We start from the raw sequence: 24,721 nt of genomic DNA, 5'->3' as shown, positions 1-24,721 counted from the left end.
AGATATGAGCGGTCCCTGTGGGAGCTGGCTTGCCGGCGATAGGGCCCGAATGGGTTCTATAGTGCCCGAGGTTTGCGCGGCTGTCAGGCCACTGGGCCACGCGGATAGCGCTTCAGCCGTTCAGCCAGCTCGCGCCCCGGAATCGGCCGGTCGAACAGGTAGCCCTGGCCCACGTCGCAGCGGTGCCGGCGCAGGAACGCCAGCTGCTCCGGCGTCTCGATACCCTCGGCTACCACCTTCAGCTTGAGGTTGTGAGCCATGGCTACCACCGCCGAGGTGATTTCCATGTCGTCCTGGTTGTCCGGGATCTCGTTGATGAAGCTGCGGTCGATCTTGAGGATGTCGATCGGAAACTTCTTCAGGTAGCTCAGCGACGAATAACCGGTGCCGAAATCGTCCATGGCCAGGGTCAGGCCCAGGGCCTTCAGTTCATCCAGCTGGCGGTGGGTATCTTCTGTGGCTTCCAGCAGCAGGCCTTCGGTCAGCTCCAGCTCCAGCAGGTGCGGGGGCAGGGCTTCTTCCTCTAGGATCGTGCTGATCGATGCCACCAGGTCCGGGTCGGAGAACTGCTTGGGGGACAGGTTGATGGCCACATGCAGGTTGCCCATGCCGGCTTCGCGCAGTTGCTGGCTCATGCGGCACGACTGGCGCACCACCCATTTGCCGATGGGGATGATCAGGCCGGTTTCTTCCGCCACGCTGATGAACTGGTCCGGGCGGATCATCCCGCGCTCAGGGTGGTTCCAGCGCAGCAGCGCTTCCAGCCCCAACAGGCGGCCGCTGCGCAGGCACAGCTTGGGCTGGTAGAACACCTCCAGCTCGTTCTGGGTCAGGGCACGACGGAGGTTGTTCTCGACGAACAGCTTGTAGCTGGCTTCGGCATTGAGCACTTCGGTAAACACCTGCACCTGATGCTTGCCGTTGGCCTTGGCCTTGTGCAGCGCCAGGCCGGCGTTCTTCATCACATGCAGTGGCGCGCAGGCCAGGCCCACCGAGGCGGTGACGTTGATCAGCTGGTTGTCGACGAACATCGGTTTGTCGAGGGTGCGCAGCAATTGCTGGGCGACCCCCTGGCCATCTTCAAGGCTTGTATCGTCGAGCAGTACCGCGAACTCGTTACTGGCAAAGCGCGCCAGGATACCGCCCGAGTGCAGGCTGTTGCGCAGGCGCCGGGCCAGGCTGATCAGCAGCTTGTCGCCGGTCTGGTGGCCGAGGCTGTCGTTGATGCGCTTGAAGTTGTCGATGTCCACCAGCAGCAGACACATCGAGTATTCGCCATCACGGGCAAAGCGCTCGTCCAGGCTGCGAATGAACGCCGGGCGGTTGCCCAGGTTGGTCAGGTTGTCGGTATAGGCCAGGCGCTCGATGCGCTGCTGGGCCAGCTTGGTCTGGGTGACGTCTTCGTAGATGCCGATGTAGTGGGTCAGCTCACGGTTGTCGCCATATACCTTGGAAATCGAAAGCTGGCCCCAGTAGGGTTCGAGGTTCTTGCGCCGGCTCTTGAACTCGCCCTGCCAGCTGTTACCCATGGCCAGGCTCGACGGAGAGTCGAACAGCAGCTCGCTCAGGTTCTCCAGCGCTGGCAGCTCAGCCAGGTGGCGGCCTTGCACTTCTTCGGTGCTGTACTGGGTGATGGCAGTAAAGCTGGGGTTGACGTATTCCACCACACCGTCGCGGTTGACCAGCAGGAAGGCGCTGGCGCTTTGCTCGACTGCGCGCTGGAACAGGTGCAGGGCGCTGGCGGCGGTGCGCCGGTTGTGGTTGGTGATGACCTGGGCGAACTGGTCGGCCAGTTCGCCGGCAAAAGCGATTTCGTCCGACTGCCAGGCCCGTGTCTGGCCGGTCTGCTCCAGGCACAGCACGCCGACGACCTGGCCATCGACACGGATACTGGCATCGAGCATGGCCTTGTTATCCGGGCACAGGCTTTGTGTCAGGGCTCGGGTCCGCGGGTCGTGGCCGGCATTGTGGGCGTCGATGGCGCGGCTGGCGTGCAACGCGTCAAGGTAGTCGGGGAAGCGGCTGGCATCGATGGCTTCGGGCTGGCGGTGTTCTTGCGCGTCCCGGTACCAGGCGATGATCGGCTCCAGGCGCTGGTCTTCAAGGTGCCAGATACTCGCAATATCGACCTTGTAGATTTCGCAGGCGCTCTGGGTAATCAGCTGGGCGGCTTCCCGCAGAGAGTTGCCTGCGCTGTAGCGCTGGCGGGCCAGGCGCAGGATCAGGTCTTGCTGGCCACGTACCCGTTCCAGGTGTTCGAGTTGTTCCTGCTGCGCGCGCTGGTTCAGTTGCAGGGCTAGTTGCAGGCGGTTGTTGCGCGATTCCAGGTCGCTGGCACCGGCCTCGCTGGTTTCTTCGGCCTGGTCGTCGAGCACGCTCAGGTAGCCGCGCAACAGATGGCGGTTGTGCTGCTTGTAGGCTTCCCCAGCCTCCAGCAGGCGTAGCGAAGCAGTTGGCGTGTGCAAGGTGTAGCGCACGCGGTAGTACCCGCGCTGGGCCAGTTGCAGCTGGATCTCGTCGTGTAGCCGGTAGCGGGCCTCGGGTTCCATCAGGCTGGCGTAGGGTGCGTCTACCAGGGCGCAGAGGTCGCCAGCGTGCAGGCCGAACTGGCGCTCGCAGGCCGGGTCGAGGTAGAGCATGGCCCAAGTGGCTTCGTTGAGCCTTTCGAAGCGCAGCATGCCGAGCCGCGAGGGCACGGGTAACTGCGTGACGACCTCGGCCGCCACACGGCTGGCGGCATCGGGTTGGCTTTTCATCGAAGACTCGCTTGAAGAGGAAACGCGGCCTTTGGGGGCGGCAGGTCTGGCAAGGTTGCATCATGTCCCGGGGGCTGGCAAGCAGCCATGCGTGATGCTGTGGACGGGTTATCGGCTGGTGGGTGGGAATCTGTAGTCTGGCTGATATTTCCGGGGCCGCTTTGCGGCCCCAATGTGCCTTATGCGAGGCAAAAAAAAGCCCCGCCAATCGACGGGGTTGAGGTACGAGCGTGGCAGCTCGAAAAGCATACTGCCCCTCGCAGGGAGGGGCAGCGGGCTGCCTTACAGCAGCATGGTGCGGATATCGCCCAGCACGTCGCCCAGGCGCTTGGTGAAGCGCGCGGCGGCAGCGCCGTTGATCACACGGTGATCGTAGGACAGCGACAGCGGCAGCATCAGCTTCGGCTGGAAGGCCTTGCCATCCCAGACTGGCTGCATGGTCGCCTTGGAGACGCCCAGGATCGCCACTTCCGGCGCGTTGACGATCGGCGTGAAGCCGGTGCCGCCAATGTGGCCGAGGCTGGAGATGGTGAAGCAGGCGCCTTGCATCTCGTCGGCCGACAGCTTCTTGGTGCGGGCTTTCTCGGCCAGCGCAGCCGCTTCGGCAGCCAGTTGCAGCAGGCTCTTCTGGTCGACGTTCTTGATCACAGGGACCAGCAGGCCGTCCGGGGTGTCCACGGCAAAGCCGATGTGCACGTACTTCTTGCGGATGATGGCCTTGCCGCTTGGCGCCAGCGAGCTGTTGAAGTCTGGCAGTTCCTTGAGCAGGAAGGCGCAGGCCTTGAGCAGCAGGGGCAGCACGGTCAGCTTAACGCCAGCCTTCTCGGCCACGGCCTTCTGCGCAACGCGGAAGGCTTCCAGCTCGGTGATGTCGGCGGAGTCGAACTGGGTCACGTGCGGCACGTTCAGCCAGCTGCGGTGCAGGTTGGCAGCACCGACCTGCATCAGGCGGGTCAGGGCCACTTCTTCCACTTCACCGAACTTGCTGAAGTCCACGGCAGGGATTGGCGGGATGCCGGCGCCACCGGTTGCGCCGGCGGCTGCCGGTGCCTCCTTGGCCTTCTGCATCATCGCCTTGACGTAGACCTGCACGTCTTCTTTCAGGATGCGGCCGTGCGGACCGGTCGCGGCAACCGCGCCCAGGTCGACGCCGAATTCACGGGCCAGCTGACGAACCGCCGGGCCTGCGTGAACCTTGGCGTTGCTACCGGCAGCCGGTGCGGTAGCAACCGGTGCAGGGGCAGCAGCCGGGGCTGCAGCGGCAGGTGCGGCGGCCGGAGCCGCTTCAGCCTTGGCCGGGGCAGCAGCGGCAGGTGCCGGAGCAGCAGCCGGGGCAGCGCCCGCGACTTTCAGCTTGAAGATCAGGTCGCCAGTGCCGACTTCGTCTTCCAGCTTGCACAGGACTTCTTCGACCACGCCGGCAGCCGGCGACGGGATTTCCATGGAGGCCTTGTCGGACTCCAGGGTAATCAGCGACTGGTCGGCTTCGACGGTGTCGCCGACCTTTACCAGCACTTCGATGATCTTGGCCTTGCCCGACGAACCGATGTCCGGCACGTGGATGTCCTGCACGCTGGCGGCAGCCGGGGCTGCTGCCGGAGCTGGGGCAGGGGCGGCTTCGGCGGCCGGAGCCGGCGCAGCAGCCTGGGCCGGAGCGGCGGCCGGAGCCTCAGGGGCCGCTGCAGCGGCGCCCTCGGCTTCCAGGACCAGCAGCTCGTCGCCTTCTTTCAGGCGGTCGCCCAGCTTGACCTTCAGTTCCTTGATGACGCCGGCTTTCGGGGCCGGGATCTCCATGGAGGCCTTGTCGGACTCCAGGGTCAGCAGGCTCTGGTCAGCCTCGATACGATCACCGACCTTGACGAACAGCTCGATGATTTCACCTTCACCGCTGCCGATGTCAGGTACGCGAATGAGTTCGCTCACTTAAAAATACTCCTCAGCAGTCCAGTGGGTTGCGCTTGTCCGGGTCGATACCGAACTTGACGATAGCGTCTGCAACAACCTTTGGTTCGATCTCGCCGCGGTCAGCCAGGGCTTCCAGGGCAGCCAGCACCACGAAGTGGCGGTCGACTTCGAAGAAGTGACGCAGCTTCTTGCGGCTGTCGCTGCGACCGTAACCGTCGGTACCCAGGACCTTGAACTCTTTGCTCGGTACCCACTGGCGAATCTGCTCGGCGAACAGCTTCATGTAGTCGGTGGAGGCGATGACCGGGCCCTTGCGACCGTTCAGGCACTGCTCGACATAGGTCTGCTGTGGCTTCTGGCCAGGCTTCAGGCGGTTGGCGCGTTCCACGGCCAGGCCGTCGCGACGCAGTTCGTTGAAGCTGGTGACGCTCCACACGTCGGCACCGACGTTGAACTCTTCACGCAGGATCTTCGCTGCTTCGCGGACTTCGCGCAGGATGGTGCCGGAGCCCATCAGCTGTACGTGGTGCGCGGCTTCGCGGGTGTCTTCTTCCAGCAGGTACATGCCCTTGATGATGCCTTCCTCGACACCGGCCGGCATGGCTGGCTGCTGGTAGGATTCGTTCATCACGGTGATGTAGTAGAAGATGTCCTGTTGCTCTTCGGTCATCTTCTTCATGCCGTCCTGGATGATCACCGCCAGCTCGTAGCCGTAGGTTGGATCATAGGTGCGGCAGTTCGGGATGGTGCCCGCCATCATGTGGCTGTGACCGTCTTCGTGCTGCAGGCCTTCACCGTTGAGGGTGGTACGGCCGGCAGTACCGCCGATCAGGAAGCCACGGGTGCGGCTGTCGCCAGCGGCCCAGGCCAGGTCGCCAATACGCTGGAAGCCGAACATCGAGTAGAAGATGTAGAACGGCAGCATCGGCTGGTTGTGGCAGCTGTACGAGGTACCGGCAGCGATGAACGACGACATGGCGCCGGCTTCGTTGATGCCTTCCTCGAGGATCTGGCCCTTCTTGTCTTCGCGGTAGAACATCACCTGGTCTTTATCGACTGGCTCGTAGAGCTGGCCGACCGACGAGTAGATGCCCAGCTGGCGGAACATGCCTTCCATACCGAAGGTACGGGCTTCGTCCGGGATGATCGGGACGATGCGCTGGCCGATTTCCTTGTCCTTGACCAGCTGCGCCAGAATACGCACGAAGGCCATGGTGGTGGAGATTTCGCGGTCACCCGAGCCGTCCAGGATCGCTTTCAGCGTTTCCAGTGGCGGGGTCGGTACGCTGAAGCTCTTGGCGCGGCGCTGTGGCACGAAACCGCCCAGGGCAGCACGGCGCTCGGCCAGGTACTTGGCTTCGGCAGAACCTTCTTCCGGCTTGAAGAACGGCAGGTTCTCCAGGTCGGCATCCTTGACCGGGATGTCGAAGCGGTCACGGAAGTGACGCAGGCTGTCGACGTCGACCTTCTTGGTGTTGTGCGCGGTGTTCTTGGCTTCGCCGGCACCGGTACCGTAACCCTTGATGGTCTTGGCCAGGATGACGGTAGGCTGGTCCTTGTGGTTGACCGCCTGGTGGTACGCCGCGTAGACCTTGTACGGGTCGTGGCCGCCACGGTTGAGCTTCCAGATCTCTTCGTCGGACAGGTCTTCGACCATGGCCTTGAGCTCTGGGGTGTTGAAGAAGTTCTCACGAACGTACGCGCCGTCTTTGGCTTTGTAGTTCTGGTACTCGCCGTCGATGACTTCGTCCATGCGGCGCTGCAGGGCACCGTTGGTGTCCTTGGCGAACAGTGGGTCCCAGAAGCGGCCCCACACGACCTTGTTGACGTTCCAGCCACCGCCACGGAACACGCCTTCGAGTTCCTGGATGATCTTGCCGTTGCCGCGAACCGGGCCGTCGAGGCGCTGCAGGTTGCAGTTGATGACGAAGATCAGGTTGTCCAGCTTCTCGCGGCCGGCCAGCGCGATTGCGCCCAGGGATTCCGGCTCGTCGCACTCGCCGTCGCCCATGAAGCACCAGACCTTCTGCTTGCCGGCCGGGATGAAGCCACGGGCTTCCAGGTACTTCATGAAACGTGCCTGGTAGATGGCCTGGATCGGGCCCAGACCCATCGAAACGGTCGGGAACTGCCAGAAGTCAGGCATCAGCCATGGGTGCGGGTACGAAGACAGGCCGTTGCCGTCCACTTCCTGACGGAAGTTGTTCATCTGGTCTTCGCTGATGCGACCTTCCATGAACGCACGGGCGTAGATGCCTGGCGAAGCATGGCCCTGGAAGAAGATCAGGTCGCCGCCGTGTTCTTCGGTCGGGGCCTGGAAGAAGTAGTTGAAGCCGATGTCGTACAGGGTGGCGCTGGAGGCGAAGCTGGAGATGTGTCCGCCCAGGTCCGAGTCTTTCAGGTTGGTACGCATGACCATGGCCAGGGCGTTCCAACGCACCATCGAGCGAATGCGGCGTTCCATGAACAGGTCGCCAGGCATGCGTGCTTCGTGGGTGACAGGGATGGTGTTGCGGTATGGCGTGGTGATCGCATACGGCAGCTGGGAGCCACTACGGGTGGCCAGCTCGCCCATACGGGTCATCAGGTAATGAGCGCGGTCTTCGCCTTCTTTGTCGAGGACCGACTCCAGGGCATCCAGCCATTCCTGGGTTTCGATTGGATCGAGGTCTTGCATGGCTTGCTCCAGGGCGGAAAGGCAACCAGAATCGATTGCCTGAGATTGCGACTGGCCTTATGGGCAGACGTCGTGAATTCTTGGATTACCGGGGTGTCCTCCGGCGCCGTGTAGTTTTACTACATTTGCTTTCGCATTTCATGCTTTTACACGACACGAGTAGTAGTAAAACTACATTTGTGCGACGTTTCGTCGCATGTTGGCTTGTGAGGAAAAACGTTCATGTTGGTTGGCATTGTGTCGCGAACGGGTAATTCTTGATGTTTGTTGCCATTTTTTCGCTTCTTTCAGCTATTTCCAACTTTTGTACGACAGTCCAACCGTGGTCCGGCTTCCCCTTGGCCGCTTCTTCCCCTCTATTTCACGCCGATCAAGGATAGACCATGCGCCTACCTTTGCCGTCCGATCTGCCCGCTTCCCTGCAGCCACTGGTCGCTCGCAACCAGCAATTCATCAGCGATGCCGTGGCTGCCCACCCGGAACTCGACCCCCAGGCCTGGAGCCCTCTGCACCGGCAACAGTTCGACCAGGTAGCCGCCGCCAGCGACTTCGTGCTCGGCCTGGTCCGACGCGAGCCAGCGATGCTGTTCGGCCTGCTGGCCAGTGGCGAGCTGGATCGGAGTTACGCCGCGGGTGAACTGTGCGGGCACATCGCTGCAGCCGCCCAGGCGGCGCAAAGCGAGGAGGAGCTGGCGCGCAACCTGCGCCGCGAGCGCAACCGCCAACAGCTGCGCATCATCTGGCGCGACATCACCCGCCAGGCCGCGCTGGGCGAAACCTGCCGCGACCTGTCCGACCTGGCCGACGCCGCCATCGACGAAGCCTACCAATGGCTGTACCCGCGCCACTGTCAGCAGTTCGGCACGCCTGTCGGCAACCGCAGCGGCCAGCCGCAGCACATGGTGGTGCTGGGCATGGGCAAGCTGGGCGCGGTGGAGCTGAACCTGTCGTCGGACATCGACCTGATCTTCGCCTTCCCCGAAGGCGGCGAAACCGAAGGGGTGAAGCGCTCGCTGGACAACCAGGAGTTCTTCACCCGCCTGGGCCAGCGCCTGATCAAGGCGCTGGACCCGGTCACCGTCGACGGTTTCGTTTTCCGCGTCGACATGCGCCTGCGCCCGTATGGTTCGGCCGGCGCGCTGGTGCTCAGCTTCAATGCCCTGGAGCAGTACTACCAGGACCAGGGCCGTGACTGGGAACGCTACGCGATGATCAAGGCGCGGGTTGTGGCCGGCGACCAGGCGACCGGGGCACAGTTGCAGGAGATGCTGCGGCCGTTCGTGTACCGCCGCTACCTGGACTTTTCCGCGATCGAAGCGCTGCGCAGCATGAAGCAGCTGATCCAGCAGGAAGTGCGGCGCAAGGGCATGGCCGACAACATAAAGCTGGGTGCCGGGGGGATTCGTGAGGTGGAATTCATCGCTCAGGCTTTCCAGCTGATCCACGGCGGGCGCGACCTCAGCCTGCAACAGCGGCCGCTGCTTAAAGTGCTGGCCACCCTCGAGGGCCAGGGCTACCTACCGCCAGCCGTGGTCGCCGAGCTGCGCGAGGGTTATGAGTTCCTGCGTTATACCGAACACGCCATCCAGGCCATCGCCGACCGCCAGACGCAGATGCTGCCGGACAACGAGATCGATCAGGCGCGGGTGGCCTACATGCTTGGCTATGCCGACTGGCAAAGCTTCCATGACCAGCTGACGCACTGGCGTGGCCGTATTGACTGGCACTTCCGCCAAGTGATCGCCGACCCGGATGATGAAGACGGCGAGGGCGAGCTGGTGGTGGGGGGGGAATGGTCACCGCTGTGGGAGCAGGCACAGGATGAAGATGCGGCTGGCCGTCAGCTGCAAGAGGCTGGTTTCCAGCAGCCTGCCGAAGCCCTGCGGCGCCTGGCCGCGCTGCGCTCCAGCCCGCAGCTGCGTTCGATGCAGCGGATTGGCCGTGAGCGCCTGGACGCCTTTATCCCACGGTTGCTGGCCCAGGCTGTGGAACATGACAACCCCGACCTGGTGCTCGAGCGCGTGCTGCCGCTGGTCGAGGCCGTGGCACGGCGTTCCGCCTACCTGGTGCTGCTCACCGAAAACCCCGGGGCCTTGCGCCGCTTGCTGACACTGTGCGCCGCCAGCCCGTGGATTGCCGAGCAGATTGCCCGCTACCCGCTGCTGCTCGACGAGCTACTTAACGAAGGCCGCCTGTTCAGCCCGCCACTGGCGCCGGAGCTGGCCAGCGAACTGCGCGAACGCCTGACACGCATTCCCGAGGACGACCTGGAACAGCAAATGGAGGCGCTGCGCCACTTCAAGCTGGCCCACAGCCTGCGCGTGGCCGCTTCGGAAATCAGCGGCAACCTGCCGCTGATGAAAGTCAGCGACTACCTGACCTGGCTGGCCGAGGCCATCCTCGACCAGGTACTGGCCCTGGCCTGGCGCCAGACCGTGGCCCGCCACGGCCAGCCCAAGCGCAGCGACGGCAGCCTGTGCGACCCGGGCTTCATCATCATCGGCTACGGCAAGGTAGGTGGCCTGGAGCTGGGTCACGGATCGGACCTGGACCTGGTATTCATCCATGACGGCGACCCGCAGGCGGAAACCGACGGCGCCAAGCCGATCGACAGTGCGCAGTTCTTCACGCGCCTCGGCCAGCGCATCATTCACCTGCTGACCACCCAGACCAACTCGGGCCAGCTGTATGACGTGGACATGCGCCTGCGCCCGTCGGGTGCCTCGGGCCTGCTGGTGAGCTCGCTGGGAGCGTTCGAGCGCTACCAGCAGAACGAGGCCTGGACCTGGGAGCACCAGGCCCTGGTGCGGGCCCGGGTGCTGGTGGGCTGCAAGCAGGTGGGCACGGCATTCGAAGGCGTGCGCGCCAAGGTGTTGGGCCAGGCCCGCGACCTGGAAAAACTGCGCAGCGAAGTGAGCGAAATGCGCGCCAAGATGCGCGACAACCTCGGCACCAAGGCCACCGCTGCCGGTACCGCAGCCAACGCCTTCGAGGCCGGTGTGCCGTTCGATATCAAGCAGGATGCCGGCGGTATCGTCGATATCGAATTTATGGTGCAATACGCCGCTTTGGCCTGGTCCCACGACCACCCGGCCATACTCCGATGGACCGATAACATCCGCATTCTGGAAGAGCTGGAGCAGGCGGGTTTGATGCCGGCCAGTGACGCGGTGCTGTTGCGTGAAGTGTACAAGGCGTTCCGCTCGGCCTCGCACCGCCAGGCCCTGCAGAAGCAGGCCGGGGTTATCGATGCGGCGCAGTTTGCCGATGAACGCCGCGAAGTGCGGCGGATCTGGGGTGAATTGGGTTTGACTTGAGATTGCTGGGGCCGCTTTGCGGCCCATCGCGACACAAGGCCGCTCCTACAGGAGATCGCATTCCCTTGTAGGAGCGGCCTTGTGTCGCGATGGGCTGCAAAGCAGCCCCAAAGGCTCATGCCTCACCACCGGTGGTACACTGTCCGCCACATAGCCTGAATATAAAGAGGGGAGGCCAGGCTGTACCGCAGCCTGTAGCCTCCCCGAGCGTTTCTGGACTAAGCATGAGAATACTGATCATTGGCCCCAGCTGGGTCGGCGACATGGTGATGGCGCAGACCCTGTTCCAGTGCCTGAAACAGCAGCATCCCGACTGCGTGATCGATGTGCTGGCCCCCGAGTGGAGCCGGCCGATCCTCGAACGCATGCCCGAGGTCCGTCAGGCCCTGAGCTTCCCGCTCGGCCACGGCGCACTGGAACTGGCCACGCGGCGACGCATCGGCAAGTCCTTGGCCGGCCAGTACGACCAGGCCATCCTGCTGCCCAACTCGCTGAAGTCGGCGCTGGTGCCGTTCTTTGCCGGTATCCCCAAGCGCACCGGCTGGCGCGGCGAAATGCGCTTCGGCCTGCTCAACGACGTGCGCAAGCTGGACAAGGCCCGTTACCCGCTGATGATCGAGCGCTTCATGGCCCTGGCTTACGCACCCGGCGCCGAGCTGCCGCAGCCGTACCCGCGCCCCAGCCTGCAGATCGAAGCGCAAAGCCGCGACGCCGCCCTGGCCAAGTTCGGCCTGGAGCTGGACCGCCCGGTGCTGGCGCTGTGCCCCGGTGCCGAGTTCGGCGAGGCCAAGCGCTGGCCGGCCGAGCACTACGCCACCGTGGCCGATGCGATGATCCGCCAGGGCTGGCAGGTGTGGCTGTTCGGCTCGAAGAACGATCACCCGGTCGGTGAGCAGATTCGCGATCGGCTGATCCCGGGCTTACGTGAAGAGTCGTCCAACCTGGCCGGCGAAACCTCGCTGGCCGAGGCCATCGACCTGATGTCCTGCGCCCATGCCGTGGTGTCCAACGACTCGGGCCTGATGCACGTGGCCGCCGCGCTGAACCGCCCGCTGGTGGCGGTGTACGGCTCGACCTCGCCGGGCTTTACCCCGCCGCTGGCCGAGCACGTGGAAGTGGTGCGCACCGGCATCGAGTGCAGCCCGTGCTTCGACCGCACCTGCCGCTTCGGCCACTACAACTGCCTGCGCCTGCTGGAACCGGGCAAAGTCATCGCTGCCCTGCACAGCCTGACCGGGCCGGACCTGATCGATACCGTGGCCGAGGTCGACTAAGTGCGGGTACTGATCATCAAGACTTCGTCGCTGGGTGATGTGATCCACACCTTGCCGGCGCTTACCGATGCCGCCCACGCCATCCCGGGCATCCGCTTCGACTGGGTGGTGGAAGAAGGCTTCGCCGAAATCCCCAGCTGGCACCCGGCGGTCGACCAGGTGATCCCGGTGGCCATTCGCCGCTGGCGCAAGAACCTCTGGCAAACCATCAAGAGCGGCGAGTGGAAGGCGTTCAAGCAACGTGTACGCGAGCGCAAGTACGACCTGGTGATCGACGCCCAGGGCCTGGTCAAATCGGCCTGGCTGACCCGCTACGTGAAGGCTCCGGTGGCCGGCCTGGACCGCTATTCGGCCCGCGAAGGCTGGGCCAGCCGCTTCTATGACCGGCGCCTGTCGGTTGCCACCGGCCAGCACGCGGTGGAGCGGGTGCGCCAGCTGTTCGCCATGGCCCTGGCCTACGACCTGCCGGAAGGCATCGGCAACTACGGCCTGGACCTCGAGCGCCTGCAACTGCCGCCGGCCGCCCCCTATGTGGTGTTCCTGCATGGCACCACCTGGGCGACCAAGCACTGGCCCGAAGCCTACTGGCGCGAACTGGCCGAGCGCATGGGCCGGCGCAAGCTGGAGGTGCGCCTGCCGTGGGGCAACCCGGCCGAGAAGGCGCGGGCCGAGCGCATCGCCCAGGGCTTGAACAACTGCCAGGTGCTCCCCAAATTGAACCTTGCCGGCGTCGCACGCGTGTTGGCGGCGGCAAAAGCCTGCGTGGCGGTCGATACCGGCCTCGGCCACCTGGCGGCGGCACTCGATGTGCCCACCATTTCGCTGTTCGGCCCTACCAACCCGGGCCTGACTGGCGCCTACGGACGGACCCAGATTCACCAGGCCAGTGACTGGCCCTGCGCGCCCTGCCTGCAGAAGAAGTGCACCTACAAACCGAGCGCCGACGACCTGCGCCGGTTCGATCTGAAACGCGAGTGGCCATTGTGCTTCACTCGCCTGAATCCCGAGCATGTGGCGAGCCGCTTGAGCGCGTTGCTGCTGGCTGAGGATGTCCGTTGATGCAACTGGCTTTCGTGCTTTACAAATATTTCCCCTTCGGCGGGCTGCAGCGCGACTTCATGCGCATTGCCCTGGAATGCCAGAAGCGGGGCCACCAGATCCGTGTGTACACGTTGATCTGGGAGGGTGACATTCCGCCGGGCTTCGAAGTGCTGGTGGCGCCGGTGAAGGCGATTTTCAACCACCGCCGCAACGAGAAGCTCAGCGCCTGGATGGCCGCCGACCTGGCCAAGCGCCCGGTCGACCGCCTGATCGGCTTCAACAAGATGCCTGGGCTGGATGTGTACTACGCCGCCGACGGCTGCTTCGAGGACAAGGCGCAGACCCTGCGTGGCGGCCTGTACCGCCGCTGGGGTCGTTACCGGCACTTTGCCGAATACGAACGCGCGGTGTTCGCCAAGGACGCCCATACCGAAGTGCTGATGATTTCCGAAGTGCAGCAGCCGCTGTTCATCAAGCACTACGGCACCCCGGTGGAGCGTTTCCACCTGCTGCCGCCGGGCATTTCCCAGGACCGCCGCGCGCCGGCCAATGCCGGCGAAATCCGCACCGAGTTCCGCAAGGAATTCAACCTGGGCAATGACGACCTGCTGCTGGTGCAGATTGGCTCGGGCTTCAAGACCAAGGGTGTTGACCGCAGCCTGAAGGCCCTGGCCGCACTGCCGTCGACCCTGCGCAAACGCACCAGGCTGATGGTGATCGGCCAGGATGACCCCAAGGTGTTCCAGCTGCAAAGCGCTACCTTGGGCCTGGGCGAGCAGGTGCAGTTCCTCAAGGGCCGCAGCGACATCCCGCGCTTTCTGCTTGGCGCCGACCTGCTGATCCACCCGGCGTACAACGAGAACACCGGCACGGTGCTGCTCGAGGCACTGGTGGCCGGCCTGCCGGTGCTGGTCTCCAAAGTATGCGGCTACGCCCACTATATCGCTGAGGCCGACAGTGGCCTGGTGCTGGACGAGCCGTTCGAGCAGGAACAGCTCAATGGCTACCTGCAGCGCATGCTCGAAGACCAGCAGGCCCGCGCCAGTTGGTCGCGCAACGGCCTGGCGTTTGCTGAAACCGCCGATCTGTACAGCATGCCGCAGCATGCCGCCGACGTGATCCTGGGGCAGGAGTCCGCATGAAGCTGATACTGGCCGAACCGTTCAAGCGCCTGTGGGCCGGGCGTGATGCCTTCGATGCCGTGGAGGCGCTGCAAGGCGAGGTCTATCGCGAACTGGAAGGGCGCCGCACGCTGCGCACCGAAGTCGCTGGCGAGGGCTTTTTCGTCAAGATCCACCGCGGCATCGGCTGGGGCGAGATCTTCAAGAACCTGCTCACCGCCAAGCTGCCGGTACTCGGCGCCGGCCAGGAATGGCAGGCCATACAGCGCCTGCACCAGGTTGGCGTGCCGACCATGACAGCCGTCGCCTATGGCGAGCGTGGCAGCAACCCGGCCGCGCAGCACTCGTTCATCATCACCGAAGAGCTGGCGCCGACCATCAGCCTGGAAGACTTCAGCATCGACTGGGTCAGGCAGCCGCCCGAGCCGCGCCTGAAGCGCGCGCTGATCGCCGAAGTGGCGAAGATGACCGGCGGCATGCACCGCGCCGGGGTCAACCACCGCGACTGCTACATCTGCCACTTCCTGCTGCACACCGACCGCCCGGTGACGGCGGAAGACTTCAAACTGTCGGTAATCGACCTGCACCGCGCGCAGACCCGGGCGAAAATCAGCCGCCGCTGGCGCGACAAGGACCTGGCCGCGCTGTACTTCTCGGCGCTGGACATCGGCCTGACCCAGCGCGACAAGCTGCGCTTCCTGCGCGGTTACTTCCAGCGCCCGCTGCGGCAAGTCCTGAAGGATGAAGCCGCGCTGCTCGCCTGGCTGGAGCGCAAGGCGCAGAAACTCTACGATCGCAAGCAACGCTATGGGGATGCACTCTGATGGCGGGGTGGACACTGGCGCCGGGCTACGAACACCTGGCGGCGGACTTCGGCAGCCTCGATGCTGTATTTGCCCTGCAAGGCGAGCGCCTGACCCGCGACCCGCTCAGTGAGGTGGTGCGTATCACGCGTGACGGGGTCAATTATTACGTCAAGCGCTACACCGGGGCCGGCAAGCACATGCGCCGTTACCTGGGCCGGCCGCGGATCAAGGCCGAATGGCAGAACCTCAAGCAGTTCGCCAAGTGGGACATCCCCACTGCCGAAGTGGTGGCCTGGGGCCTGGAGCGCAATGGCCTGGCCTTTGGCCGGGGGGCCATGATCACCCGCGAACTGCCGCATACCGAAGACTTGTCGGCGCTGGCCGAGCGCAACGATGCACGCCTGGCCGATCGCGCCTGGGTCGGGCATGTCAGCAGCCAGCTGGCGCGCCACACCCGGGTCATGCACCAGCACCACTTCGCCCATAACGACCTGAAATGGCGCAACTTGCTGGTCGACGACCAGGGCACGCTATTCTTCATCGACTGCCCCACCGGCGATTTCTGGCGCGGCTTCATGTGGCGGCACCGGATGATCAAGGACCTTGCATGCCTGGACAAAGTGGCCAAATACCATCTGTCGGCGACCCAGCGCCTGCGTTTCTACCTGCAATATCGTGGCCGCGATCGGCTGAATGTGCGTGACAAGAAGCGCATTCGCCAGGTGGTGAGCTTTTTCGAGGGAAGGGAATGACCGATTACCTGGCCAGCGCGGACCTCGCGCTGCTCAAGCGCCATGGCCTGGACGACTTCGAGGCGCTGTGGGCGCTGCAACTGGATGCCGTGGACGAACCGAACACCGGCCGCGGTGGCTGGAGCAGCGTGTACCGCCTGGAACTCGAGGGCAAGGGCTACTACCTCAAGCGCCAGAGCGACTACCTGACCCGTACCCTCCACCGGCCATTCGGCGAGCCGACCTTCGCCCGCGAATTCCGCAACATCAGCCGTTACCAGAAACTGCAGATTCCGGCCTTGCAGGCGGTGTTCTACGGCGAGCGCAAGAAAGGCGGCACGCACCGGGCGATCCTGATGACTCGTGCTCTGGACGAATGGGCCGACCTCGACAGCTTGTTGGCCCGGTGGCCACAACTGAGCGATGCCGAACGCAATGGTGTCCTGCAGGCCTGCGGCCAGCTGGCGCGCACCCTGCACCGTGCCGGCCAGGTGCATGGTTGCTTCTACCCCAAGCACATCTTCCTGCGTCAGCGCCGCGAAGGCTGGGACGCGCAACTGATCGACCTGGAGAAGACCCGACCCCTGCTGTTCGGCATGCGTGACCGCCTCAAGGACCTGGAGCCGTTGCTGCGCCGCGCACCGGTCTGGGGCGAGCGCGATGTACGTACCTTGCTGGCCAGCTACCTGGCGCAGCCTGCCGATGGCACGCTGGTCGATACCTGGCTGCAACGCCTGACGCAACGCCGTCGTGAAAAAGAGGCCCGCTGATGCGTTTGTCTGAATTGAAAGAGGCCGGGCGCAGCCCCTCGTTGCCCCTGAGCATCACCCTGGCCGATGCCGCCGGCACGGCCGACCTGCAATTGCTCAGCCTGCTGCGCGTGCTGCCGGGCCAGCGCTATGTGGGTGCCGGCGTGTGGCGCGGTACCCCGGTGCTGGCCAAGCTGCTGGTCGGTGGTAACGCTGCACGGCATTTCCAGCGCGAATTGCAAGGCGTGAAACTGCTGGCCGAGCAGGGCCTGACCACGCCGAAGCTGCTGGCCGACGGCCTCAAGGAAGGCGAGGGCGGCTGGCTGCTGTTCGAATTCCTCGACGGCGCCGAGAGCCTGGCCGATGCCTGGGCGGCAGTGGAGAGCTTGCCGGTGTTGGCAGACGAGCAGCATCTGGTGCTGGGCGAGGCGCTCACCGCAGTGGCGCACATGCACGCCCGGGGCCTGTGGCAGGAAGACCTGCACCTGGACAACCTGCTGCGCCACGGCGGCAAGCTGTACCTGATCGACGGCGCCGGCATCAAGGCCGAAACGCCTGGCCAGCAGCTGTCACGCCCGCGTGTGCTGGAAAACCTGGGGGTGTTCTTCGCTCAGCTCCCCAAGCGCCTGGAGCCTTTCATCGAAGAATTGCTGGTGCACTATCTGCTGGCCAACGCCGAGCATGCGCTGCCGCTGGAAGCCCTGCAGAAGCAGGTAGACAAGGTGCGCAGCTGGCGCCAGAAGGATTACCTGGAAAAGGCTGGTCGTGAATGCAGCCTGTTCAGTGTCGAGCGCAGCCTTTCGGGCTTGCGGGCAATCCGCCGCGACGAGGTCGAAGCCATGCTGCCGGTACTGGAGCAGGCCGATGCGTTGATCGACCAGGGTCACCTGTACAAGACCGGTGGTGCGGCCAGTGTGGCGCGCATCGAGGTTGGCGGGCGCACGCTGGTGCTCAAGCGCTACAACATCAAGAACACCGCGCACTGGTTCAAGCGCTTCTGGCGCCCGAGCCGGGCCTGGCATTCCTGGATCGAAGGCCATCGCCTGGAGTTCCTCGACATTGCCACGCCGCGTCCACTCGCGGTGCTGGAGCAACGGGTGATGGGGCTGCGAAGCCGTGCCTACCTGGTCACCGAGTATATCGATGGCCCAGACCTGGCCGAATGCTTCGCGCCCTACGTGGATAACGGCGATGCGCCTGAGGAGCAGGTGGATGCCCTGGTGCATGTGATGCAGCAACTGATTCGCGAGCGTATCAGCCACGGCGACTTCAAGGGCCACAACCTGTTCTGGCACAACGGCCAATGGTCGCTGATCGACCTCGACGCCATGTGCCAGCACGCCACCCAGCTCAGCTTCGCCCCGGCCTACGCCCGTGATCGGGCGCGGCTGCTGCGCAACTGGCCGAGTGGCAGTGCCTTGCATCAGCGGCTGGACCGGCTGTTGCCCAAGCTGGCCGAGTAATCCGCCGGCAGTGCCAGCCAGTCGCTGCTGCGGCCTGGCTGGCGCACGCGAATGCGCCATTGGCCGCCCTGTTGGCGCAATACTGCCCAGGCGTGGACTGCGCCCAGTGCCTTCTCGGGCAGCAGCAAATGGTATTGCCCGGCAAGCAGGTGCCGTCGAACCGGCAACTGATGGTTACCCAACTGCAAATAGAGTTGCCCCCCAGCGTCGTGCAGGTCGGCGTCCCCTGCCACCGGTTCGCCCGCTAATGGTTGTTGCAGGCGTACCTCTTCCAACAGGTGGGCTATGTCAGGCAACCCGTCATGCCAAAGCACGATGGAATCGACCACCCAATTGCCGTTGCGCAGCCGTTTGATCGGCAGTTGCGCGTAGGCATCCGGCTGCCTGGGGTCGAGAACCCGCCAGCGATAGCCGTCGAAGTGGACGTTGTACAACCTCCCCTGGCTGTCCTTGACGAAGTACCGGTCCGGGCCTGGCACGCTGTTGATCTGTTCGTACACTTCCTCGCCATGAACGCCGTCGATCCGGTAGCGCAGCTTGCTCACATCCACGGCCGCTTCGTGGGTATTCGGCAGTGGGCGCGGAGGTTGCGGCGGCAGGCCGCGCATCGCCCGGCGCATGAGGGGCGAACCAGCGAAACTGGACAACCCGTCGGCGCTGTGGCTCAAAGCAGCCATGGCGTGGTGGAAGGTCGCTGCATAATCCTCTTTTTCCAGGGCTTCGAAGCCGTCCCACAGCGAAATCGACATACGGCCGAAGGCCAGGGCTGACATTGTCGGGGCCGGTAGCACGAGGCTGATCATGTCGAGAACCAGGCGCAGCGTCGACAGCCCGTACTCGCCGAGCAGCTCGCGGTTGCTGCGGCTGTTGGTATCGGCCTCGGCGATCATGGCGTGGACCTGGGCCTTGTAAAGGGCATCGAAGAGGTTGCCGTTGATCATTGGTCTTTGCACATATGGCCCGAGGCGGCCTTTGCGCACCAACTTGTCGAGCCGCTTGCCATCAGCCAGAGGCGCGCGCTGGATCATGTACTTTCGCAAGGACGGCGTGCTGCGAAGGGTTCTGAGCAGCGCCCGGGTATCGGGGTATTCACGCCATGCGCGCCGGTCGGGAGCGTCCGGCGTATACAGCACCAGCGACGGCTGGTTGTCGCTCTCGGCATTGAGCAGCAGTACCCCTTGCAGCGTGTGCCCGTCGATGATCAGTTGGCGCACCGCGATACGATGCTCGTCGATGGTAGGGCGCCAATTGTTGTCGGGGTGGTCGGTGACGGCTTTGACCCAGCGATAGCCCCGCTCGTGGGTATCGTTCAGAAAGTGCCTGGCATAGCGGGCCTTGGCCGCCTCGGCGCGCATGCGGGCGCGGTTCATGTTGCCGTGGCATTGCATGCGCCAGCGCGCACCTGGAGACTCCAGCAGGTGGGTTCGCAGGTAGCGGATGTAGCCACTGCCGGCGTCTAGCTCACGCACCAGGCGCTTTACCCCTTCCGCGGATATTGATTCCAGCGTGGAGCCGTCTTCGTGGTGTATTCGGGCAGTCAGCCAGTAATCGACGTCGAACCAGCCGATGTTCAACAGGGCCAGCTCGTCCAGGCGGTAGGTGGTGGTTACCAGCTCGATGGTGTCACCGACATGGCGACGGTTGGCAACGGCCACGTAACCCGAAGGTGCCAGCGGGTTGATCAGCGGGCCGGTGCGGTGTGCAAGCGTGACGGTTATGCAGATTTTTTCGGCAGGCAATTCGATGGAGAATTCGCGCCGCAGCGCCTTGCCGAGGCGTTCGCGCACCCATGCCAGCAGGTGGTGGCGACTGCCGAACGCCTCAAGGGTCAAAAGGCCGGGTGCAGCGGCCTGTGTGATGGCCCCGGCGAGCTCCTGGATCGTTTGCATGATGTGCGTCAGGCTTTGCGTGGAGCTCTGGCGCAGCCAGGCGGGCAGGTGTTTTTCCAGCAGCAGCGCATAACGGGTGGACAACGCATATTGGCTGCCCATGAGATCGGTCAGTGACTGCTGTTTGGACAGGGTGCTTTTCAGTGCCGGTAGATCCGGGTTCTGGTCAAGCACCCAGGCGGCATGCCAGGCGATGGTAAGCCGTTGATGCTGCGCGTCGATCACGTCAGTGGCCTGTTGTTCGACCAGGTCGCCGGTAAACCACTCGTAGCGCAGCCGGTCGGCACACCGGACCAGTTGCTGGTCCTGCAGGCGGGGGAGCAGTTGCAGCATTGGCCGGCTTTGCATGGGGTCGTCCAGGCGCTCGCACAGCTCCCTATGCAGTTCAGCCAGGTTGGCGAAGCCTTCAACGCCATGAGAAACGCTGCACAGCAGTGCCTGGCCTGTGGCTGTTGCAGGCTCGGCAACGGCCCCTTCCGGTGCGTCTGCCACCAATACCAGCACGCCGGGTAACGGCAACCGGCCATGGGGGCTTGAACGGTTGAATACCGGCCGATAAACCTGGGCCCGGTGGGTGTCTGGCAGGTGGTTGCGCTGCCAGGGTAGCGGCAGCTCCAGTGAGGTGCGCAGCAGGCTAATGTGGCTGTAGTCCAGGGTCTGGTCGGCGAGGCGCAGTTCCAGTTCGGCCAGAAGTTGCTCATGACGCAGTTCGCGCAGTTGCCGGACGCGGCTGTGGCCTGTTTCGACAGGGTCGTTCCAGAACGCTGCCAGGTCACCAAAAAAACGCTGGCGCAGGGCGGCCGGTTCCGTTTCGCTCGCCAGTTCGGGTTTGCCTTGCTCAAGGGCGATGAGTTGTTGATCGAGCGCTTCGAGGCGCTGCAAAGGTGTCATGGTATGGCTCCTTGGAAAATGGCAGCCAACCATGTCGCGGCAAAAGAGGGTGCGGGTATTATCCGGTTACTGCCGTGGACGAGGGTAGAAACCTTGCAGGCCGAGAGCCGTCGACACCCCCAGGCCGAGCCAGGCCAGGCTGTCCCAGACCCCGTCCCCCAGCAAGGCGGCAAACAGCCCCACGGCAGTGAGCAAGGCCACGACCATCGGCCAGATGAAGATGCGCCAGGTCGGCTGTGACTTGTGGCTCATGCCCGCGCCTCCCGCTTCGTGCGTTGTTTGCCCCACCACAGGTACAAGCCGCTGCCGAGGACGATGATGGTCAGCACATCGAGTAGCGCCCACAGGATTTGCATTGGCCGGCCGCCGTAGTCGCCGAAGTGCAGTGGTTGCGACAGGCCCATGGCATCCATGTACCAGGGGCGTTCGCCGACGGCGGTCACCGCCAGTGTTCGCGCATCGATCAGCACGGGCGTGAGCAAGTGCGAGGTCAGGTGCGTGGCGCCCTTCATGAACACCGCATAGTGGTGCTCACTGGAAAAGCGGGTGCCGGGGAAGGCGATGAAGTCCGGGCGCATGCCGGGGGCGGCCTGTTCGGCGATGGTCAGCAGGTGGGTGGCCGGGGCGCGCTCGGTGAGCGGTGGGGCATCACGGTATGGGGCAACCATGGCGGCCAGGCTGTCGTTGCGCCAGGCGGCGATGACCAGGTCCGACAGCGCGCTGATGACACCGGTCACGCCTACCGTCAGTGCCCAGGCCAAGGTGACCACGCCGATCAGGTTGTGCAGGTCGAGCCAGCGCAGGCGACGGGATTTGCCGTGGCGCACCGTGCCGAAGTCCAGACGGCGCATGAACGGTGCATAGAGCACGGTGCCGGAGATGATCGCCACGACGAACAGCACGCCCATGAAGGCGAGCAGCAGCTTGCCGGGCAGGCCGGCGAACATGTCAACGTGCAGGCGCAGCATGGTCATCATGAAGCCGCCGTTGGCGGCCGGCATGGCCACGGCTTCACCGGTGCGTGCGTCGAGCATGAAGGTGTGCGACGAATTGGGTTCGGTGCCGGCGGTGGCGGCGGTGATGGCCACTACGCCGTTGGCTTCGTCCTCGTCGTAGCCGAAGTACTGCATGACCTCGCCGGGGCGGTGCTGCTCGGCCTTGATCACCAACTGCTGCAGGTCCAGGTGTGGGGTATTGGCCGGCATTTCCCGCAGTTCAGGGGCATCGCCCAGCAGGTGTTCGAGTTCGTGGTTGAAGATCAGCGGCAGGCCGGTGACTGCCAGCAATAGCAGGAACAGGGTGCAGACCAGGCTGCTCCAGGTGTGGATCACCGACCAGCGGCGGATGGTTGGGCTTTTCATCACGGTACCGATTTTTGCCTGTTGGAAGCTGGGGCTGCTGCGCAGCCCTTTCGCAGCGCAAGGCTGCTCCTACAGGGACCGCGTTGGCCGTTGTAGGGGCAGCCTTGTGCGGCGAATGGCCCGGCTCACTCAGAACTTGTAATTGACACTGGCCACCACGTTGCGCTCGTCGCCGTAGTAGCAGTAGTACCCGTCACAGGTAGACAAGTAGTCCTTGTTGAACAGGTTCTTCGCATCCACGGCTACGGTCACCCCCTTGAGGGTGCTGTTCAGGCGGCCCAGGTCGTAGTGCACCGATGCGTCGTAGACGGTGTATGACCCCACATGGCCCCAATCGGTATTAGTGGTATTACCGTAGGTATCGCCCACGTAGCGCACGCCAACGCCGACCCCGAACCCATCCAGTGGTCCGCTGTGCCAGGTGTAGTCAGCCCAGGCAGTAGCCTGGTTGCGCGGCACCTGCGCCATGCGCTTGCCTTTCTCGTCACTGGTGCCTTTGATGATTTCGCTGTCGTTGTAGGTGTACGAACCCACCAGTTTGAGGTTCTCGGTCACATCCGAGGTAGCCTCCAGCTCCAGGCCTTTGACACGCACTTCGCCTACCTGGCGGGTGACACCACCCTCGGTCACCGACATGTTCTCCTGTGTCAGGTCGAACACAGCAGCGGTGAACAGGCTATTGCTGCCTGGAGGCTGGTACTTGATGCCCAGTTCGTATTGCTTGCCTTCGGTCGGTTTGAAGGCATCGGTGCTGTTGACGGTGGAACCGGTGGCAGCCTGGAACGACTCGGCATAGGAGATGTAAGGAGTCAGGCCGTTATCGAATACATAGCTGAGAGCTGCGTTACCACTGAACTTCTTGTCGCGTTGGGTGTTGGTTGCGTCGCCTTGGTTGTGGAAGGTGGTGCCGGTGTGCACCCAGTCCTCACGGCCACCAAGGGTAAGGCGCCAGTTGTCCAACGCCATCTGGTCCTGGATATACAGGCCGGTCTGCTGGGTTTTCTGGTCGTAGTCGTACATGTCGAAGTACTGAACGTTCGAGAAATCCTGACCGTAGATGGGGTTGTGGATATTGCTCGGTGGCACACCCGCCGAGCCCCAGCGCCAGCGGGCATTACTGTCCGAGCGCTGGTGGTCGAGCCCCAGCAGCAGGGTATGGGCAACCTGCCCGGTCTGGAAGTCGGCCTGGAAGTTGTTGTCCAGGGCGAACTGTGAGATGTCCTCCTCGACGATACCGGCGGTGCGTTGCACGGTGCCATCGGCGCTGACAGCTTCGTCCGGGCCGGCTGGCCAGATCGAACCACCGGCGGTAATGCCCTTGAAGTCCAGTTCGTTACGCGCGTAGCGCAGGTTCTGACGGAACTGCCAGGTGTCGTTCAGGCGTGTTTCGAACGCATAGCCCAGGTGGTAGTAGGTGCGGTCGTAGGACTCCCAATCCGGGTCGCCCAGGTTCTTGTGGTGCGAAATCTTGCCTGCGGGGCTATCCAGTTTGGTGCCCTGCAGTGGCAGGAACTGGCCGGTGATGCCGGTGTCATCGCGGGTGTACTGGCTGATGAAAGTCAGCTTGGTGTCGTCGTTGATGTTCCAGGTCAGACTGGGCGCGATGTTGTAGCGCTTGTCCGGGATGTGATCGACCGGCGAACCGCTGTCACGCACGGTGCCGCTCACTCGGTACAGGAACTGGCCTGCATCGTCGAGCTTGCCGGTGCTGTCGAAGTTGATCTGCTTGTGGTTGTTGCTGCCAACCTGGGCTTCGACTTCGTGGCTGCTTTCCAATTGCGGCCGACGGCTGGTCATGTCAAGCAGGCCGCCTGGTGGAGTCTGGCCGTAGACCGAAGAGGCCGGGCCACGCAGTACGGCGATGCGCTCCAGGTTCCAGGGCTCGATCTTGGGGGTGGCGTAGTTGCCCTTGGGCAATGGCAGGCCATCGAGGAACTGGGTAGGCACAAAACCCCGTACCAGCAACCAGTCGCTGCGCGAGTCGGATCCATAGCCGCTGCTCTGCACGCCAGCGGTGTAGCGAAGGGCGTCGTTCAGGCTGAGCACCGGCCGGTCTTCCATCTGCTGGCGGGTGATCACGCTTACCGAGCGGGGAAGTTCGGCGATGGCGGTGTCGGTCTTGGTGCCTGCTGCTGTCCGGGTAGCGGTGTAACCCTCTACCGGTCCCCAGGCGCTTTCATAGCTGGAAGTCGCATTGATCGCAGTCTCCGGCAACGCCAGTGTCCCTTCCGGCGTAGCCACCAGGCTGTAGCTGCCCACGCTGCTTTGCTGCAGTTGCAGGCCGGTGCCGCGCAGGGCGGCCTGCAGGGCACCAAGGCCATCGTACTGCCCGCTCACCGGGGCCGAGGTGCGACCGCTGACCAGTGCCGGGTCGATGGCCAGGGTGATGCCGGCCTGGCTGGCGATCTGGTTGAGAGTGGTGGCCAGCGGGGCGCTGGGCAGGTCGTAGGCGCGCTGAGCGGATTGCTCGGCGGCGAACAGGGCAGGGCTGGCCAATGGTGCGGTCACGGCGATGGCCAGGGCCATCAGGCTGGGGCGCAGGATACGATCAACAGCACGGGACATGCAGAGGCTCCTCGACGGATAAGTGCTTTCTGCTTCCTTGCCGAGCGAGATTTGAAAAGTGACAGGGCGAATCTGAAAAAAATTGAGAATTATTTGAAGTTGGCTTTTGCCTGTACCGGCCCTTTCGCGGGTAAACCCGCTCCCACAGGGATCGCGGGGGCTTTGAGGCTGGTGC

Annotated in this window: 15 protein-coding genes; 8 read left to right on the top strand and 7 right to left on the bottom strand. The window is 63.9% G+C overall.

Features of this window, described 5'->3' with window-relative positions:
• Window positions 1–83: 83 nt before the first annotated feature.
• The 3 genes from IMX18_RS22670 to aceE all read right to left on the bottom strand — a co-directional run bounded on the left by IMX18_RS22670 (window position 84) and on the right by aceE (window position 7,338).
• Window positions 84–2,756 carry a putative bifunctional diguanylate cyclase/phosphodiesterase gene (locus IMX18_RS22670; protein ID WP_217190226.1) on the bottom strand — a complete coding sequence of 891 codons (2,673 nt, stop codon included), beginning with the start codon at window positions 2,754–2,756 and terminating at the stop codon, window positions 84–86.
• Window positions 2,757–3,038: 282 nt separating this feature from the next.
• A complete protein-coding gene (gene aceF / locus IMX18_RS22665) occupies window positions 3,039–4,679 on the bottom strand; it encodes a dihydrolipoyllysine-residue acetyltransferase (RefSeq protein ID WP_015268676.1) in 1,641 nt (546 codons plus the stop codon).
• A gap of 13 nt (window positions 4,680–4,692) precedes the next feature.
• Complete coding sequence (gene aceE, locus IMX18_RS22660; RefSeq protein WP_003258640.1) at window positions 4,693–7,338, bottom strand: pyruvate dehydrogenase (acetyl-transferring), homodimeric type; 2,646 nt, start codon at window positions 7,336–7,338, stop codon at window positions 4,693–4,695.
• A 383-nt stretch (window positions 7,339–7,721) separates the two neighbouring features.
• Between aceE and glnE the strand changes: the two genes are divergently transcribed.
• The 8 genes from glnE to IMX18_RS22620 all read left to right on the top strand — a co-directional run bounded on the left by glnE (window position 7,722) and on the right by IMX18_RS22620 (window position 17,840).
• Window positions 7,722–10,655 carry a bifunctional [glutamate--ammonia ligase]-adenylyl-L-tyrosine phosphorylase/[glutamate--ammonia-ligase] adenylyltransferase gene (gene glnE / locus IMX18_RS22655; protein WP_061303841.1) on the top strand — a complete coding sequence of 978 codons (2,934 nt, stop codon included), beginning with the start codon at window positions 7,722–7,724 and terminating at the stop codon, window positions 10,653–10,655.
• A 224-nt stretch (window positions 10,656–10,879) separates the two neighbouring features.
• A complete protein-coding gene (gene waaF / locus IMX18_RS22650; protein WP_013970536.1) occupies window positions 10,880–11,929 on the top strand; it encodes a lipopolysaccharide heptosyltransferase II in 1,050 nt (349 codons plus the stop codon).
• Window positions 11,930–12,988, top strand: coding sequence for a lipopolysaccharide heptosyltransferase I (waaC, locus tag IMX18_RS22645; RefSeq protein WP_015268679.1), 1,059 nt, complete (start codon window positions 11,930–11,932; stop codon window positions 12,986–12,988). It begins immediately after the preceding gene.
• The gene (locus IMX18_RS22640) at window positions 12,988–14,112 is read left to right on the top strand and encodes a glycosyltransferase family 4 protein (RefSeq protein ID WP_015268680.1); all 1,125 of its coding nucleotides are present in this window, start codon (window positions 12,988–12,990) and stop codon (window positions 14,110–14,112) included. Before waaC ends, IMX18_RS22640 begins: the two co-directional genes overlap by 1 nt.
• Window positions 14,109–14,915, top strand: a complete 807-nt coding sequence (rfaP, locus tag IMX18_RS22635; protein ID WP_013970539.1) for a lipopolysaccharide core heptose(I) kinase RfaP — start codon at window positions 14,109–14,111, stop codon at window positions 14,913–14,915. Before IMX18_RS22640 ends, rfaP begins: the two co-directional genes overlap by 4 nt.
• On the top strand, window positions 14,915–15,649 hold the full coding sequence (locus IMX18_RS22630; RefSeq protein WP_015268681.1) for a lipopolysaccharide kinase InaA family protein: 735 nt from the start codon (window positions 14,915–14,917) through the stop codon (window positions 15,647–15,649). Before rfaP ends, IMX18_RS22630 begins: the two co-directional genes overlap by 1 nt.
• A complete protein-coding gene (locus IMX18_RS22625) occupies window positions 15,646–16,398 on the top strand; it encodes a lipopolysaccharide kinase InaA family protein (RefSeq protein ID WP_015268682.1) in 753 nt (250 codons plus the stop codon). The genes IMX18_RS22630 and IMX18_RS22625 overlap by 4 nt, the downstream gene beginning before the upstream one ends.
• Entirely contained in the window at window positions 16,398–17,840 is a 1,443-nt protein-coding gene (locus tag IMX18_RS22620) for a lipopolysaccharide kinase InaA family protein (RefSeq protein ID WP_013970541.1), read from the top strand. The genes IMX18_RS22625 and IMX18_RS22620 overlap by 1 nt, the downstream gene beginning before the upstream one ends.
• Here IMX18_RS22620 and IMX18_RS22615 read toward each other — a convergent pair.
• The 4 genes from IMX18_RS22615 to IMX18_RS22600 form a co-directional block, all read right to left on the bottom strand.
• Complete coding sequence (locus IMX18_RS22615) at window positions 17,801–20,620, bottom strand: dermonecrotic toxin domain-containing protein (protein WP_191472009.1); 2,820 nt, start codon at window positions 20,618–20,620, stop codon at window positions 17,801–17,803. The two genes, IMX18_RS22620 and IMX18_RS22615, sit on opposite strands and share 40 nt — an antisense overlap.
• Window positions 20,621–20,686: 66 nt before the next feature.
• Window positions 20,687–20,872, bottom strand: a complete 186-nt coding sequence (locus IMX18_RS22610; protein ID WP_054573682.1) for a hypothetical protein — start codon at window positions 20,870–20,872, stop codon at window positions 20,687–20,689.
• Complete coding sequence (locus IMX18_RS22605; RefSeq protein WP_015268684.1) at window positions 20,869–21,981, bottom strand: PepSY-associated TM helix domain-containing protein; 1,113 nt, start codon at window positions 21,979–21,981, stop codon at window positions 20,869–20,871. The genes IMX18_RS22610 and IMX18_RS22605 overlap by 4 nt, the downstream gene beginning before the upstream one ends.
• Before the next feature lie 129 nt (window positions 21,982–22,110).
• Window positions 22,111–24,546, bottom strand: a complete 2,436-nt coding sequence (locus tag IMX18_RS22600) for a TonB-dependent siderophore receptor (protein ID WP_015268685.1) — start codon at window positions 24,544–24,546, stop codon at window positions 22,111–22,113.
• Window positions 24,547–24,721: the final 175 nt, after the last annotated feature.

The sequence above is a fragment of the Pseudomonas shirazica genome, from assembly GCF_015168335.1.
Lineage (GTDB): Bacteria > Pseudomonadota > Gammaproteobacteria > Pseudomonadales > Pseudomonadaceae > Aquipseudomonas > Aquipseudomonas asiatica.
This window is presented reverse-complemented; position numbering and strand designations above follow the sequence as displayed.